The sequence below is a fragment of the Nocardioides sp. WG-D5 genome, assembly GCF_054031175.1.
On the sequence record NZ_CM132928.1, the window covers coordinates 912,950 to 926,924 of the forward strand.

Below are 13,975 nucleotides of genomic sequence, written 5' to 3' on the forward strand. Positions count from 1 at the left end.
TCGTCTGGACCTACGCTGGAGGTAGTCCGTGGACTCCATCAGGGAGCTGCGAGATGACACCAGAAAGGCTCGATGATGAGCACGAACCCCTCTGCCGAGGAGACCGCGCCCTACGGCACCGGAGCTGCCGGGAACTCTCCGGCCAAGCCCGTACGCAAGGTGCGCACGCATCATCTTCGCGAGATGAAGCAGCGTGGCGACAAGATCACGATGCTCACCTCCTACGACATGTACACGGCCCAGATCTTCGACGAGGCCGGGGTCGACCTGCTGCTCGTCGGTGACTCCGCCTCCAACAACGTCCTCGGCAACGAGACGTCGCTTCCGGTGACCGTGGACGAGCTGCTGCCGCTGACCCGCGCCGTATCCCGCAGCGTGAAGCGGGCGATGGTCGTCGGCGACCTGCCCTTCGGCTCCTACCAGGCCTCGCCCGAGCAGGGCTATCTGACCGCGGTGCGGTTCATGAAGGAGGCCGGCGCCCACTGCGTGAAGCTCGAGGGCGGCGCCGAGATGGCCCCGGTGATCAAGAAGCTGACCGAGGGCGGCATCCCGGTCATCGCCCACATCGGCTTCACCCCGCAGTCCGAGCACGTGCTCGGCGGCTACCGCGTCCAGGGCCGAGGAGACGCCTCCGACCGGATCATCGACGACGCCAAGGCCGTCCAGGAGGCGGGCGCCTTCGCGGTCGTCATGGAGATGGTCCCCGGCGACGTCGCCGCGCAGATCACCAAGGAGCTCGACATCCCCACGATCGGCATCGGCGCCGGCCCCGACTGCGACGGCCAGGTGCTGGTCTGGCAGGACGCCTTCGGGATGCGCAGCGGCAAGATGGCCCGCTTCGTGAAGCAGTACGCCGACGTGAAGTCGGTCCTCTCCGACGGCGCCGAGGCCTACATCTCCGACGTCAAGGGCTCCACCTTCCCGGGCCCCGAGCACACCTTCTGAGGATCGTCTCCGACTGAGTGGTCGATCCGGGCCGTCCGCCGGCTCAATGCCGGGCCCGGATCGACCACTTCTCGGGTCCTGCTTCCACAGGCGGAACAGGTCAGCGGCTGACCGGCCGGGCGAGGCCGACGAGGCGGGCGACGACGAGCGCGACGTAGAAGACGCCGGCGACCTGCTCGACCATGACGACCGAGCGGGAGTGGGGCTGGACGGGGACGATGTCGGAGAGGCCGAGGGAGGTCAGGGTGGTGAAGGAGAGGTAGAGGAGCTCGAACCAGGTGCGCTGGGTGTCGAACGAGCCCGGCCAGATCACCTGCACGGCCGCGTAGAGGTAGGCGAAGGCCCAGGCCACCACGGTGAACGCGGCGCCGGTGGCGTAGAGCTCGTCGCGGGTCACGACGTCGTCGTGGAAGAGGTAGCGGATCATCGCGTAGGAGACGAACAGGTAGAACGGCACGTGGAAGAGGGCCGAGACCAGGACCACCCAGCCCTCGTCCGGCGCGACCGCCTCCCAGACCGCGAAGACCGTCGCGGGCGCACCGAACAGGATCGCCACCCAGGACAGGGCCGGGGTGAGGCGTACGGCCGCGACGGCGACGACCAGCAGCAACAGCTGGAGGACGCCGATCCCGGCGCGGCCGGCGGTCGAGCCGTCGAGGAACGGGTAGGCCAGGACGGCGACCAGCTGCCCCACGAGCAGCACGGCCGAGGGATGATTCCGCATCGCGTTGAAGGCGTTCGTCACAACCGCCCACCCTAGGGCCCACCGGGCCAGTACCGTCGGCACCATGCGCGCTGCCCTAGCCCTCGCCTCCGTGGTCGCTCTCGGGCTCTCGACCGCCGCCTGCGCCGGAGACTCCTCTCCGGCCACGACCCCGCCGCCGCTGAACCCGTCGGGTTCGGCCAGTGCGCCGCCGAGCTCCTCCTCGTCCGCTCCCCCGGCCGTGCTGCCGGCCTCCGACCGGGTGCCCGAGCTCGACGTCGAGGTGGCCGGCGAAGGGCTCGACCATCCGTGGGACGTCGCCGACCTCGGCGAGGACCGGTTCCTGGTCACCGAGCGCGACCGGGCGGTCCTGTCGCTGATCGAGGACGGGGAGCGGCGCGAGATCCCGCTCGAGGACAACGACATCTGGGTCTCCGGCGAGACCGGCCTGATGGGCCTGGAGGTCGACCCCGGCTTCGCCGAGAACCGGCGCATCTACACCTGCCAGGGGTGGAACGGTGGTGAGGACGTACGCGTCATCTCCTGGACCCTCGACGCCGGACTCACTCGGGCCACCCAGGAGCGCACCCTGATCGACGGCTTCCCCACGAGCTCCGGAAGGCACGGTGGCTGCCGGCTGCTGATCAGCGCCGACGGCGCACTGTGGGTCGGCACCGGCGATGCCGCGAACGAGGAGAACCCGCGCAGCCTCGACTCCCTGGGCGGGAAGACGCTCCGGCTCGACCCGGAGACCGGCGAGCCCTGGCCGGGCAACCCGTGGGGTGGTGACGAGGGACCACGACGATTCATCACGAGCTTCGGCCACCGCAACGTGCAGGGGCTGGCGCAGCGTGCCGACGGCACCGTCTGGTCGGTCGAGCACGGCCCCGACCGCGACGACGAGGTCAACGAGATCACGCTGGGCGGCGACTACGGCTGGAACCCGGGCTCCGGCTACGACGAGTCGGTGCCGATGACCGACCAGGATCTGCCCGGGAAGCAGATCGAGGCGGCCTGGAGCTCCGGCAATCCCACCGTGGCCACCGGCGGCGGCACCTTCATCCCCGTCCAAGAGCGGTGGGGCGCGTTCGGCGGAGCGCTCGCGGTCGCCGTGCTCAAGGACCAGGAGCTGCGGATCATCTCCTTCGACGAGTCCGGCAAGCTCACCGACGACCGGTCGCCCGAGGTCATGCACGACCACGGGCGGCTGCGTACGGTCTCGCTGGCGGCCGACGGGGACCTCCTCGTCACCACCGACAACGGTGGCGGCGAGGACGTCCTGCTCCGGGTCACCCCGCGCTGATCACTTGTCCTCGGTGCCCGCGTCGCCTTCCCAGGCCTTGTCCTCCTTGTCCCACCGCTCGTTGTTCTCCTGCACCTTCTGCAGCGCCAGGGCGGCCTCGGCGTGGGAGGCGTAGGGGCCGAGACGATCCTTGGCCTTGCAGCCCTCGTACGGCTCGACGGTCTGGTGCTTGAGGCAGTAGTAGAACTCGCCAGCGTGCTCGTCGCTCATGTCCCCAACCTACCGTTGTGCGAGATGTTCGCGTGGGCAACAGCGCTGTTACACGGATTTCAGTAGGTTGCCACCATGAGCCAGATGTTCGACGCCTACGAGACTCGAGATCCGGCCTTTGACGAGATGTTCGCCGGCAGCGAGCTGCGGCCTCCCTACCAGCGGCTCGGCGACTCCCTGCGCAGGCTCAGCGCCTCCGAGCTGATCAGCCGGGTCGAGGCGATGCAGGCCAGCTATCTCGACCAGGGCGTCACCTTCGACATCGGCGGCGAGGAGCGGGCCTTCCCGCTCGACATCGTGCCGCGGGTCATCGAGCGCGACACCTGGGCCACGATCGACAAGGGCGTCCAGCAGCGGGTCAAGGCGCTGGAGCTGTTCCTGGCCGACGTCTACGACGAGGGCAAGGTCTTCGACGACGGGGTGATCCCGCGCGAGGTGATCACGACCTCCAGCCACTATCACCGCGCGGCCGCGGGCGTGCACCCGCCCAACGGCGTACGCGTGCAGGTCTCCGGCATCGACCTGGTCCGTGACAACGCCGGCGAGTTCCGCGTGCTGGAGGACAACGTGCGGGTCCCGTCGGGCGTCTCGTACGTCATGACCAACCGTCGCGCGATCTCGGCCGCGCTGCCGGAGACGATCGCCGAGCACCGGATCCGGCCGGTGGCCAACTACCCGCAGAAGCTCCTCGCGGCACTGCGTGCGGCCGCTCCGGCCGGTGTCGCCGACCCGACCGTGGTCGTGCTGACCCCGGGCGTCTACAACGGCGCCTACTTCGAGCACGCGCTGCTGGCCCGGACGATGGGGGTCGAGCTCGTCGAGGGGCGCGACCTGGTCTGCCGCAACGGGCAGGTGCTGATGCGTACGACCAAGGGGCTGGCCCCGGTGCACGTGATCTACCGGCGCATCGACGACGAGTTCCTCGATCCGGTCCACTTCCGGCCCGACTCGATGCTCGGCTGCGTGGGGCTGATCGACGCCGCCCGGATGGGCAACGTGACCCTGGCCAACGCGGTCGGCAACGGGGTCGCCGACGACAAGCTCGTCTACACCTACATGCCCGACATCATCCGCTACTACCTGGCGGAGGATCCGATCATCAAGAACGTCGACACCTGGCGGATGGGCGACGCGACCTCCCGCGAGGAGGTCCTCGACCGGCTCGACGAGCTCGTCCTCAAGCCCGTCGACGGCTCCGGCGGCAAGGGCATCGTGATCGGGCCGGCGGCCTCGGCGCGCGAGCTGGAGGTGCTGCGCGGCAAGATCCTGGACGACCCCCGCTCCTGGATCGCCCAGCCGGTGGTGCAGCTCTCCACGGTCCCGACCTTCATCGACGGAGATCTCGGGGCGCGGCATGTGGACCTGAGGCCGTTCGCGGTCAATGATGGCGACAAGGTCTGGGTCCTTCCCGGTGGCCTGACTCGGGTGGCGCTCGCCGAGGGCGAGCTGATCGTGAACAGCTCCCGTGGCGGCGGCTCGAAGGACACCTGGGTGCTCGCCGGACCGACGTCGCCCCGGCCGACCGACCGGGGTCAGAGTCAGGGTCAGTCTCAAGCGCAGGGGGTTGCGTGATGCTGAGTCGCATCGCCGAGTCGATGTTCTGGATCGGACGCTATGTGGAGCGTGCCGAGGACACCGCACGGATCCTCGACGTCCAGACGCAGCACATCCTCGAGGACGCCGCCACCGACGAGGAGACGGCCTGCCGCTCCCTGCTCGCGGTGATGGGCGTCGAGATCTCCTCCGACGAGAAGGTCGGCCTGCCGCAGACGCTGGACATGCTGGCGTACGACACCACCGCACCGACCTCGATGGCATATGCCCTGGGGGCGGCCCGCGAGGCGGCCCGAGGCGCGCGGGAGACGCTCTCGGTGCCGTTGTGGGAGGCGCTGAACACCACCTACCGGGCGATCCCGGCCGGGCAGTTCAAGCACATGCGGGCACCGTTCATCTTCGGCTGGGTGCGCGACCGGGTGGCCCAGATCAACGGCACCGCCGACGCCACGATGATGCGTGACGAGTCCTGGCAGTTCCTGATGCTCGGGCGCTACGTCGAGCGCGCCGACATGACCTCGCGGCTGGTCGCGACCACGTCGCTTACCTCGGCCGGCGGAGCCTCGCAGTGGAACTCGACGCTGCGCGCCTGTGGTGCGTACGACGCGTTCCTGCGGGTCAACAAGGGGGTCGAGACCGAGCAGGCGGCGGCCGAGTTCCTGCTGCTGGACCGGATCTTCCCGCGCTCGGTGGTGCACGCGCTGCAGCGGGCCGAGGGGGCGCTGGACACGCTGGAGGGCACGACCCGGCGGGCCGGGTTCTCCGACGAGGCCCACCGGCTGATCGGCCGGATGCGGGCGTCGCTGGAGTATCGCTCGCTCCACGACCTCCTGGCGGACCTGCCCGCCGAGATGGAGCGCCTCCAGGTCACCTGCGCCGAGGCCACCGAGGCGGTCACCAAGCGCTACTTCGCCGGCGCCGAGGCGCTCGCGTGGCAGCCGGTCTGAGGAGTCTGATCGAGATGAGCATGCAGTTCCGGATCGTGCACACCACGACGTTCAGCTACGACGGACCGGCGGTCGCCTCCTACAACCAGGCGCGGCTGACTCCGCTGACCACGCCCAACCAGATCGTGGTCCACCACCGGCTCGACGTCTCGCCCAAACCGTGGACGTATGAGTACAAGGACTACTTCGGCAACGAGGTCACCGCGATCGAGGTGCTCGACGCGCACCGGACCCTGAAGGTCTCCGCGACCAGCACCGTCCAGGTCTCCCGCGAGCCCGGTGCGGCGCCCGTGCTCACCTGGGAGGAGGCCGCGCTGCCCGGTGTCGCGGACCGGTTCGTCGAGTTCCTCGGTCTGCCGGCGCACGTCGCGCCCGAGGAGGAGCTCGCGGGTCAGGCCAAGGCGATCGCCGCCTCGGTCGGACTGCCGGGCGAGGCCGCGGTCGAGATCGCCCGCGCGGTCGCTTCCGCCGCACCAGCCGATGCCGCCCACCAGCTGCTCGGGGCGCTGCGGACGGTCGGGATCCCGGCGCGTTACGTCTCCGGCTACGTCTACCCCGGCGGCGCCCACTCCTGGGTGGAGTGGTGGGACGACGGGTGGCACGGGATCGACCCGGCCACCGGCGCCGAGCCCGGCGACACCTACGTCGGTGTGGCCACGGGTCGCGACCACACCGACGTCAAGCCGTTGGGCGGGATCTACTCGGGTCCCGCCGAGCCCACCGTCGAGGTCAGCGTCGAGATGACGCGCCTGGCCTAGTCCGGCTCAGAGCGAGGACTCGGCCGAGAGCGCGTTGATCACCTTCGCCAGCGCGATGTCGCGGCTGGTGACGCCGCCGGCGTCGTGGCTGGAGAGCCGGATCTCGACGTAGGGGTAGCGCAGGTCGATGTCGGGGTGGTGGTTGGCCTCCTCGGCCTTGGCCCCGATCGCGTTGACCAGCGCGAGACCGGTGATGAAGTCACCGGTCTCCACGCGGGCGACGATGCTGTCGGCCTCGCCGGAGGAGTCGTACGTCCAGCCCTCGAGCTGCTCCTGGGCGACCTGCTCGGCGGTGAGAGTCGTGGTGTCAGGTTCCATGCCACCACCCTCTCACCCCACGCTCACTCCTCGCGCTGGGCCAGCCGGTTGCGTACGCGGTAGACGGCTGCGTGATGGTCGTAGTCGTCGCTCATCACGGCCGCCAGGCGCAGCGGGCCGAGGGCGTCCGCGAGGCGGTCCTGGCGCTCCAGCACGCGGCCGAGCGAGTGCTGGCTCCAGGCGTCGCTGGGGTCGCGCTCGACGAGCCAGCGCAGCTCGGACTCGGCCTTGGCGAGCTGGGCCCGGAGCATGTAGGCCCACGCGCGCATGCTGCGCAGCCCGATGTTGTCGGGGTCGTCGGCGAGCGCCGGCTCCAGGATCTCCAGCGCCTCGACCGGGAAACGGCGCGAGAGCAGATCGTGCGCCGTGCGGTAGGCCGCCTCGTGGGCAGCCTGGCCCGGGAAGACGATCGCCGGGGCCACGTACTCGAACTCGTTCTCAGTCATCACACCCTCCGAACGTGATACCCCACCACGGTATTCCATCCGAGCCCGCGATGGGAGCACCATGGTGACGGTTAGGAGGTGAACGCGCATGCACGCATCAGTCGGTGACCACCTCGTCGTCATGGGCCAGCACGTCGGCGACCACGTCCGGGAGGCCGAGATCATCGAGGTCAGCCACCCCGACGGCAGCCCGCCCTACCTCGTACGCTGGAGCGACAGCGACCACGAGTCGCTCGTCTTCCCCGGTCCGGATGCCCACATCGAGCCCGCCTCGCACTAGACTTTTCCTGCGGACGGGCTGGCCGGGCGATCGCGTCGTAGAGATACGTCGAGGAAAGTCCGGGCTCCACAGGACAGGGTGGTGGCTAACGGCCACCCGGGGTGACCCGCGGGACAGTGCCACAGAGAACAGACCGCCTCTACCCTCCAGGTAGCGGTAAGGGTGAAACGGTGGGGTAAGAGCCCACCAGTCCTCGTGGTGACACGAGGAGCTAGGTAAACCCCACCCGGAGCAAGACCAGACAGCATGCGCTCGAGGGCTGTCCGCCCGAGCATGCGGGTAGGTTGCTAGAGGCCATCGGCAACGATGGTCCGAGATGGATGGTCGCCGATCACAGAACCCGGCTTACAGGCCAGCCCGTTCGCTCTCACCGGCCCGGCCTGCCGTCGGGCTGCCTCGTGCTGTTGCCGACACCCGGAGTTCGGATCGCGGGTTGGGCGACCAGGCAGAGTAGTTCGTAGCAAGCGGCGCGATCGCCGTGCTGCTGCTTGGTACTCCCCGCACGACCCGACAGGAGACGTGAGATGGACCCGACCACCGCGATCGCCCGCTTCGACGAAGTCCGGGCTGACACCGAACGCCTCGCAGCACCCCTCTCACCCGAGGACCAGACGGTCCAGTCGATGCCGGATGTCTCCCCCACCAAATGGCATCGCGCGCATGTGACCTGGTTCTTCGAGACCTTCGTGCTGGCCGAGAACGAGGCCGGCTTCACACCGTTCCAGGACCAGTACTGGTTCCTCTTCAACAGCTACTACGAGCAGGTCGGGCCCCGGTACGCGCGGCCGATGCGTGGCGTGATCAGCCGCCCCGGCGCACACGAGGTCGGCGACTACCGGCGCAACGTCGACAACCGGGTCAGGGACCTGCTCGACCGCGTGGACGAGGGCACCTTCGCCAAGCTCGCCCCGACCATCGAGCTCGGTTTCCACCATGAGCAGCAGCACCAGGAGCTGCTGCTCATGGACATCAAGCACGTGCTGTCGCTCAACCCGCTGCAGCCGACGTACGCCGGGAGCCCGGTCGCTGGCGCCGGGACCGACCGGCTGGGGTGGGTCGACATCGAGGGCGGCCTGGTCGAGATCGGTTCGGAGGGCGGTGGTTTCTGCTTCGACAACGAGCTGCCACGCCACCAGCAGTGGCTGGAGCCGTACCGGCTCGCCGACCGGTTGATCACCAACGGCGAGTGGCTGGAGTTCATCGCCGACGGCGGCTACCGACGTCCCGAGCTGTGGCTCTCGGACGGGTGGGCGCGGGTCAACGCCGAGGGCTGGGAGGCGCCCTTCTACTGGCGCCAGGCCGACGGGGTGTGGTGCGAGCACACCCTGCACGGAACGACACCGCTCGACCCGGGGCTGCCGGTCTGCCACCTGAGCCACTACGAGGCCGACGCGTACGCCACCTGGGCCGGCAAGCGCCTCCCCACCGAGGCCGAGTGGGAGCACGCCGCCCGCACCTACGAGGTGTCCGGCAACCTCGCCGACCGGGACAGCTTCCACCCACGTGCGGCGGGCCCGGCGACCGGCGGCCTGCGACAGCTCTTCGGGGACTGCTGGGAGTGGACCTCCTCGGCCTACCTGCCCTACCCGGGCTTCCATCCCGCCGCCGGCGCCATCGGCGAGTACAACGGCAAGTTCATGTCGAGCCAGATGGTGCTCCGCGGCGGCTGCGCGCTCACCCCGCCGGGACACACCCGGGCCTCCTACCGCAACTTCTTCCCGCCCGGCGCGCGCTGGCCCGTCACCGGGCTCCGGCTCGCCGACGACGGGCGTCGTGCGTGACCTGGTCCGCCGCGATCCCGTGCGCCCACCGCGGCATCCTCGGACCGCCCCGGACCCACGCCGACTGGGCCTGCCCGCATGACGACTGCCCGGCGCCGCTCCGACTCGGCACCTGGACCGTCGCGGTCGACGGCACCATCGACACCTCCTGGCCCCTCATCCTCGAGAAGGCGCAGCAGGAGCGCCTGCCGGTCGGCTCGGCCGTGGTCCAGATGGCCAACGAGCTGGAGGTCGGCGGCTTCTCGGTCCTCCTCAGCGACGGGGAGGACCTCGCCCTGCTGACCGGGGACGAGGGCAGCCACCTCATCCAACCCGCGGCCTGGGAGTACGTCGTCAGCCACCGCCCGCTCCCAGGCGCTCCGTCCACCACGATCCCGCCACGCACCATCGGCGTCCTCAGCCCGTGCGGGCCCACCTGGTGGCGGCTCGACACACCTCGTCACAACCCGAAGGAGACCCTCACGTGACCCTCGACATCGACGGCCGGACCGCCTCCAGCACACCAGCCCGGGGCAGGATCACCACCCTGCTGACCGCCGAGGACCTGCGGCAGAGCCTCGCGGAGGACGCCCGCACCGGCTTGAGCGCGTCGCCGAAATGGCTTCCACCGAAGTACTTCTACGACCAGCGTGGTTCGGAGCTGTTCGAGGAGATCACCCGGCTGCCCGAGTACTACCCGACGCGCACCGAACGGGCGATGCTGACCGAGCACGCGCGCGACATCGCCGAGGCCTCCGACGCCGAGGTGCTCCTCGAGCTCGGATCGGGTTCCTCGGAGAAGACGAGGCTCCTGCTCGATGCGCTGGAGCGGACCGGCCGACTGACGACGTACGTCCCCGTCGATGTCAGCGCCAGCGCGCTCACCCAGGCGATGGACGCACTCGCCGAGGAGCGGCCCGGGCTGGTTCTGGAGGGGGTCGTCGCCGACTTCGACCAGCACCTCGGGCAGCTGCCGACCCCGGGACGCCGGCTGATCGCACTGCTCGGCAGCACGCTGGGCAACTACGACCGTCCCGGACGTGAACGGTTCCTGGGATCGGTGGCCGCCGCCATGCAGCCCGGGGAAGGTCTGCTGCTCGGGCTGGACCTGGTCAAGGACCCCGGCCAGCTGGTCGCCGCCTACGACGACGCCGCCGGCGTGACCGCCGAGTTCAACCTCAACGCGCTACGCGTCCTCAACCGCAGCCTGGGCGCCGACTTCGACCCCGACGACTTCCGGCACCTGGCGCGGTGGAACACCGAGGAGGAACGGATCGAGATGCGGCTCGTCGCCCAGGAGTCCGCCCGTGTGGAGCTGAGCGAGCTCGACCTCGTCATCAAGTTCGACGAGGGCGAGGAGCTCCTCACCGAGCTGTCCTGCAAGTTCCGCCGGAACAGCATCGCTGACGAGCTCGAGGCGGCGGGTTTCCACGACCTCCGCTGGTGGACCGACCCGGACGAGGCGTACGCGCTGGTGCTGGCCAAGCGCTGAGCGCTGCGCCCTGGGTCCAACCTGTCGCTTTCGGGGTAGCCCGGACCCAGGGCGGCGCTCCGTCGCCCACGACGTGGCGATCAGCGCGTCTAGGCGATGCCGAGCTTCACGAAGGCCAGCCAGGCAACCAGTGGAACCACGGCGATCATCACGACCGCCCACAGGAGGAGAGATCTGAAGAACAGTCGTTCCTCGTCGGGCTTGGCGCTGGCCATGAGCAGTGCACCGCTCGTCGACATCGGGCTCGTGTCGACCACGGAGGAGCTGATGGAGATCGCCGTGACGACGCCGATCGCGGTGAGAGTGGGGTCCGCGGCGATCGGAACGACGACGGGACTGATCACGCCGAGCGTGCCCGTGGTGGAGGCAAAGGCGGACACGAGGCCTACGACGTAGCTGGTGATGAGCGCGGCGATGGAGCCGCTGCCCAGGCTCTCGATGCCCGCCTGGAGGTCCTCGAGCGCGCCCACCGATTCGAGCATCCCGACATAGGTCACGATGCCGGTCACCAGGAGGATCGCAGACCACGGCATGGTGTCGATGGTCGGCTTCTGAACGTCGGGGTTGACCACGATGAGGAGGACAGCAAGACCGATCGAAGCCAATCCGACGTCGAGCCCGAAGACCGTTGTGAGGACGAGAAGCGCCCCGACACTCACCAGGCTGAGAACACGCATGGGTGTGACCTCCACCTTCTGGGGCGAGACCTCGGTCTTGGCCGGGCCGGTGAGCACAGCACTGCCGGTTCCACCGCCGACGTCGCCACGAGATGCCTCGGATGTCTGCAGGTCACCTCCAACTTCGGCCGGACGGCCGTCGGCGCGCGCCGCCGTGCGGCGGCGAACGAGCGTCTGCACGCAGGCATAGGCGATGACCGCGAGGACGGCGTTGAAGAGGAAGCAGTACACGTAGAGCTTCAGCGTGCCGTCTGGTGATCCCGCCTTGTCCAGCATGACATTGGCCAGAGCACCGAACGGATTGACCGGAGAGAACGCTCCGGCGTTAGCCCCTTGGATCACCACGAGGCCCATCGCAAGCGTGCTGATCCCGAACCGGGAGCCGAGCGCCAAGGCGACGGGCGCGACGATCGCGATGGCGGCCGGAGTGAACGCCCCTGCCGAGGCAAGCAGCGCGGTGAGAAGAAACATCAGCACCGCCACGAGCAGACGGTGACCGTTGGCGAGCCGTTCGGCCCAGTATGCGAGCAGGTCGATGGTGCCTGTGTGCCTGACGATCCCGAAGAGCAGGGTCGCGCCCACCAGAATCAGCAGGAGCTCGGTCGGGAAGCCGGCCATCACATCGTCCAGCGACAGGCCGCCGATGAGGCTACCTACACCGAACGCCGCGACGAGGGCGAGGAGGCCGGCGTTGATGCGGGTGAAGCAGCCCACGGCGAAGGCCGCGATCAGTACGAGAAATGCAACGAGGGACAGTGTCATGTCGGCGCTCGCCTCACCCGTTGCGAGCTTGTGTCGCGACGAGGGACCCTTCGAGCAGCCGCCCCGCGTTGCCGATGGCCGGCTGATGACCCAGGGTCCGAAGGATCTCGAACGTCGTGGCCGTCGCGGCGGTGATGACGGGCAGACCAAGCTCGTCCTCCACCACCTGGACGGCCTGGAGCGACGGCATCTGAACACATGCGGACAGGACCAGGGCGTCGGCTTCGGAGTATCGGAGCTCGCGGGCGATGGCCGGCAGGTTGCGCTGGTCGAGGCAGCCCACGGCGAGGTTGTCCGAGACCTCCAGGCTGGTGGCGTCGACCACCGAGAAGCCGGCACCTTCGATGTAGTCACTCACCATCTTCGTCAGCGGCTTCATATACGGCGCCACCATTGCCACGTTGCGCGCGCCGATGGCCTCGAGGGTCCGAACGAGCGCACCGGCGCTGCTGGTGACGCCTGCCGGCATGCCGTTTCCCGCCGCCGCCTCTCGAATGACCGTCTCCGAGCCGACGTGAGCACCTGGCCCCTGGGCCATCACGGCCACCAGGCACGCGTACGCGATGACGTCGACGTCCGCGTCCGAGACAGCAACCGCGCAGTCCGCCGCCTTGTCGACCATCGCCAGCAGCTCTTCCCTGGTGACGCTCTTCAGCGTCGCCCGCGCCGAGTGGAAGGTGTAGCGGTGTCCGGTGGTCATCGACTGCCGACGGAACAGCTCCGGAAGCTCGGTCTCCATGGTGATGTTCGAGCTCGGGACGATCAGCCCGATCCGAGAACTGTCAGCAACTGAGCTGGGGACTCCAGTCGTCATGTGTCACTCCGAAACTGTTGTAGGGACGCGAACCCACATTCTGGGTTCGGAACCCACGATGCAGGCGACATGGGTGTGATGTCAACCACTAGACCCAGATAGTGGGGCGGTGTCCTACGATGTGGGCTGTCGGCTTACCTCTGAAGGGCGGAATGTGGCATGACTGCAGACGAGCGCGACCGAAAGTCCTCCACCCTGGTCCTCGGGAAGATCGTCCGCATCCTCGACTGCTTCTCGATAGACGCACCCGATCCCACATTCCAGGAAATCCTGCGCAAGACGGGCTTGCCGTCGAGCACGTGTCAGCGCCTGGTGCAGGACCTGACCAACGAGGGGTTTCTGGACCGCGACGGTGACCGCTACCGCATCGGCATCGCGCTCGTTCGCTGGGCTGCGCCGGGCACCCTCGGTCTGGACATGGTGCGTGTGGTCCAACCGATCCTCACGCGTCTTCGGGACGAGACCGGCGAGACCGCATGCCTCTATGTCAGAGACGGAATCCATCGGACCGTCGTCGCGGTGGCCCAGACGAGGCACGTCGTCATCCGTCCCTTCATGGTCGGCATGGTGATGCCGATACACGCAGGCGCTCCGGGCAAGATCTTCCTGGCCTTCGACCCCGAGGCACGGACAGATCTGGAGAAGAGCGGCGAGCTGACGACGTTCACGTCGAGCACCCCTGGCAGCATGGAACTGCTCGACGAGCAGGTCGCCACGGCACGCGAGCAGGGCTACTTCGCCGCCTTCGGGGAACGACACCCCGACGTCGCCTCGATCAGCGCTCCCGTTTTCGACCACGCTCGAGGGCTCGCCGCCGTCATCGGCCTGGGCTTCCCGACACAGCGGGTGACGCCCGAGGCGGTGGACCATCTCGTAGAGCCCGTCCTGCGGGCGGCACGCGACGCCAGCGAGCAGCTCGGTTTCGACGACGGTCCACTACCGGAGACGGTGTAACGGTGTAGACGACGCGTCGCGGCCCAGGGTGATCACGCGAAACTGCTCGATG

General features: G+C 68.9%; 16 protein-coding genes and 1 other RNA gene. 11 read left to right on the forward strand and 6 right to left on the reverse strand.

Annotation, left to right across the window (positions count from 1 at the left end):
- Positions 1–72: 72 nt before the first annotated feature.
- Entirely contained in the window at positions 73–945 is an 873-nt protein-coding gene (gene panB / locus ACWZJV_RS04455; RefSeq protein WP_457180368.1) for a 3-methyl-2-oxobutanoate hydroxymethyltransferase, read from the forward strand.
- A gap of 100 nt (positions 946–1,045) precedes the next feature.
- Here panB and ACWZJV_RS04460 read toward each other — a convergent pair whose 3' ends face one another.
- A complete protein-coding gene (locus ACWZJV_RS04460; protein ID WP_457180369.1) occupies positions 1,046–1,690 on the reverse strand; it encodes an ion channel in 645 nt (214 codons plus the stop codon).
- Positions 1,691–1,733: 43 nt separating this feature from the next.
- On the opposite strand from ACWZJV_RS04460, the gene ACWZJV_RS04465 reads away from it, so the two are divergent.
- Complete coding sequence (locus ACWZJV_RS04465; RefSeq protein ID WP_457180370.1) at positions 1,734–2,951, forward strand: PQQ-dependent sugar dehydrogenase; 1,218 nt, start codon at positions 1,734–1,736, stop codon at positions 2,949–2,951.
- On the opposite strand, the gene ACWZJV_RS04470 is transcribed toward ACWZJV_RS04465, so the two are convergent.
- On the reverse strand, positions 2,952–3,161 hold the full coding sequence (locus ACWZJV_RS04470; RefSeq protein WP_008357784.1) for a hypothetical protein: 210 nt from the start codon (positions 3,159–3,161) through the stop codon (positions 2,952–2,954). It abuts the gene before it with no gap.
- A 75-nt stretch (positions 3,162–3,236) separates the two neighbouring features.
- Between ACWZJV_RS04470 and ACWZJV_RS04475 the strand changes: the two genes are divergently transcribed.
- From ACWZJV_RS04475 to ACWZJV_RS04485, 3 genes are read left to right on the forward strand one after another with little or no spacing between them, the layout of a single operon-like run.
- Positions 3,237–4,733: a circularly permuted type 2 ATP-grasp protein gene (locus ACWZJV_RS04475; protein WP_457180371.1), complete on the forward strand. Its 1,497-nt coding sequence runs from the start codon at positions 3,237–3,239 to the stop codon at positions 4,731–4,733.
- Entirely contained in the window at positions 4,733–5,662 is a 930-nt protein-coding gene (locus ACWZJV_RS04480; protein ID WP_457180372.1) for an alpha-E domain-containing protein, read from the forward strand. Before ACWZJV_RS04475 ends, ACWZJV_RS04480 begins: the two co-directional genes overlap by 1 nt.
- Before the next feature lie 14 nt (positions 5,663–5,676).
- Positions 5,677–6,420, forward strand: coding sequence for a transglutaminase family protein (locus tag ACWZJV_RS04485; protein ID WP_457180373.1), 744 nt, complete (start codon positions 5,677–5,679; stop codon positions 6,418–6,420).
- A gap of 6 nt (positions 6,421–6,426) precedes the next feature.
- Here the strand turns inward: ACWZJV_RS04485 and ACWZJV_RS04490 are convergent, their stop codons facing one another.
- Both ACWZJV_RS04490 and ACWZJV_RS04495 read right to left on the reverse strand, forming a co-directional pair.
- Positions 6,427–6,738 (reverse strand): 4a-hydroxytetrahydrobiopterin dehydratase, encoded by a 312-nt coding sequence (locus ACWZJV_RS04490; RefSeq protein ID WP_008357788.1) that lies wholly within the window; start codon positions 6,736–6,738, stop codon positions 6,427–6,429.
- Positions 6,739–6,761: 23 nt separating this feature from the next.
- Positions 6,762–7,184 carry a tetratricopeptide repeat protein gene (locus ACWZJV_RS04495; RefSeq protein WP_457180374.1) on the reverse strand — a complete coding sequence of 141 codons (423 nt, stop codon included), beginning with the start codon at positions 7,182–7,184 and terminating at the stop codon, positions 6,762–6,764.
- A gap of 88 nt (positions 7,185–7,272) precedes the next feature.
- Here ACWZJV_RS04495 and ACWZJV_RS04500 point away from each other — a divergent pair, with 88 nt between their 5' ends.
- The 5 genes from ACWZJV_RS04500 (at position 7,273) to egtD (ending at position 10,716) form a co-directional block, all read left to right on the forward strand.
- Positions 7,273–7,464 carry a DUF1918 domain-containing protein gene (locus tag ACWZJV_RS04500; RefSeq protein WP_196873524.1) on the forward strand — a complete coding sequence of 64 codons (192 nt, stop codon included), beginning with the start codon at positions 7,273–7,275 and terminating at the stop codon, positions 7,462–7,464.
- Positions 7,465–7,478: 14 nt separating this feature from the next.
- An RNA gene (rnpB, locus tag ACWZJV_RS04505) (RNase P RNA component class A) lies at positions 7,479–7,828 on the forward strand.
- A gap of 160 nt (positions 7,829–7,988) precedes the next feature.
- The gene (gene egtB / locus ACWZJV_RS04510) at positions 7,989–9,245 is read left to right on the forward strand and encodes an ergothioneine biosynthesis protein EgtB (RefSeq protein WP_457180375.1); all 1,257 of its coding nucleotides are present in this window, start codon (positions 7,989–7,991) and stop codon (positions 9,243–9,245) included.
- Entirely contained in the window at positions 9,242–9,712 is a 471-nt protein-coding gene (locus ACWZJV_RS04515; RefSeq protein WP_457180376.1) for a hypothetical protein, read from the forward strand. Before egtB ends, ACWZJV_RS04515 begins: the two co-directional genes overlap by 4 nt.
- Positions 9,709–10,716 carry an L-histidine N(alpha)-methyltransferase gene (gene egtD / locus ACWZJV_RS04520; RefSeq protein ID WP_457180377.1) on the forward strand — a complete coding sequence of 336 codons (1,008 nt, stop codon included), beginning with the start codon at positions 9,709–9,711 and terminating at the stop codon, positions 10,714–10,716. The genes ACWZJV_RS04515 and egtD overlap by 4 nt, the downstream gene beginning before the upstream one ends.
- Positions 10,717–10,805: 89 nt before the next feature.
- Here egtD and ACWZJV_RS04525 read toward each other — a convergent pair whose 3' ends face one another.
- Together ACWZJV_RS04525 and ACWZJV_RS04530 are read right to left on the reverse strand one after the other, a co-directional pair.
- Positions 10,806–12,155 carry an SLC13 family permease gene (locus ACWZJV_RS04525; protein WP_457180378.1) on the reverse strand — a complete coding sequence of 450 codons (1,350 nt, stop codon included), beginning with the start codon at positions 12,153–12,155 and terminating at the stop codon, positions 10,806–10,808.
- 13 nt (positions 12,156–12,168) lie between these two features.
- A complete protein-coding gene (locus ACWZJV_RS04530; protein WP_457180379.1) occupies positions 12,169–12,969 on the reverse strand; it encodes a maleate cis-trans isomerase family protein in 801 nt (266 codons plus the stop codon).
- A 159-nt stretch (positions 12,970–13,128) separates the two neighbouring features.
- Between ACWZJV_RS04530 and ACWZJV_RS04535 the strand changes: the two genes are divergently transcribed.
- Complete coding sequence (locus tag ACWZJV_RS04535) at positions 13,129–13,923, forward strand: IclR family transcriptional regulator (protein ID WP_457180380.1); 795 nt, start codon at positions 13,129–13,131, stop codon at positions 13,921–13,923.
- Positions 13,924–13,975: the final 52 nt, after the last annotated feature.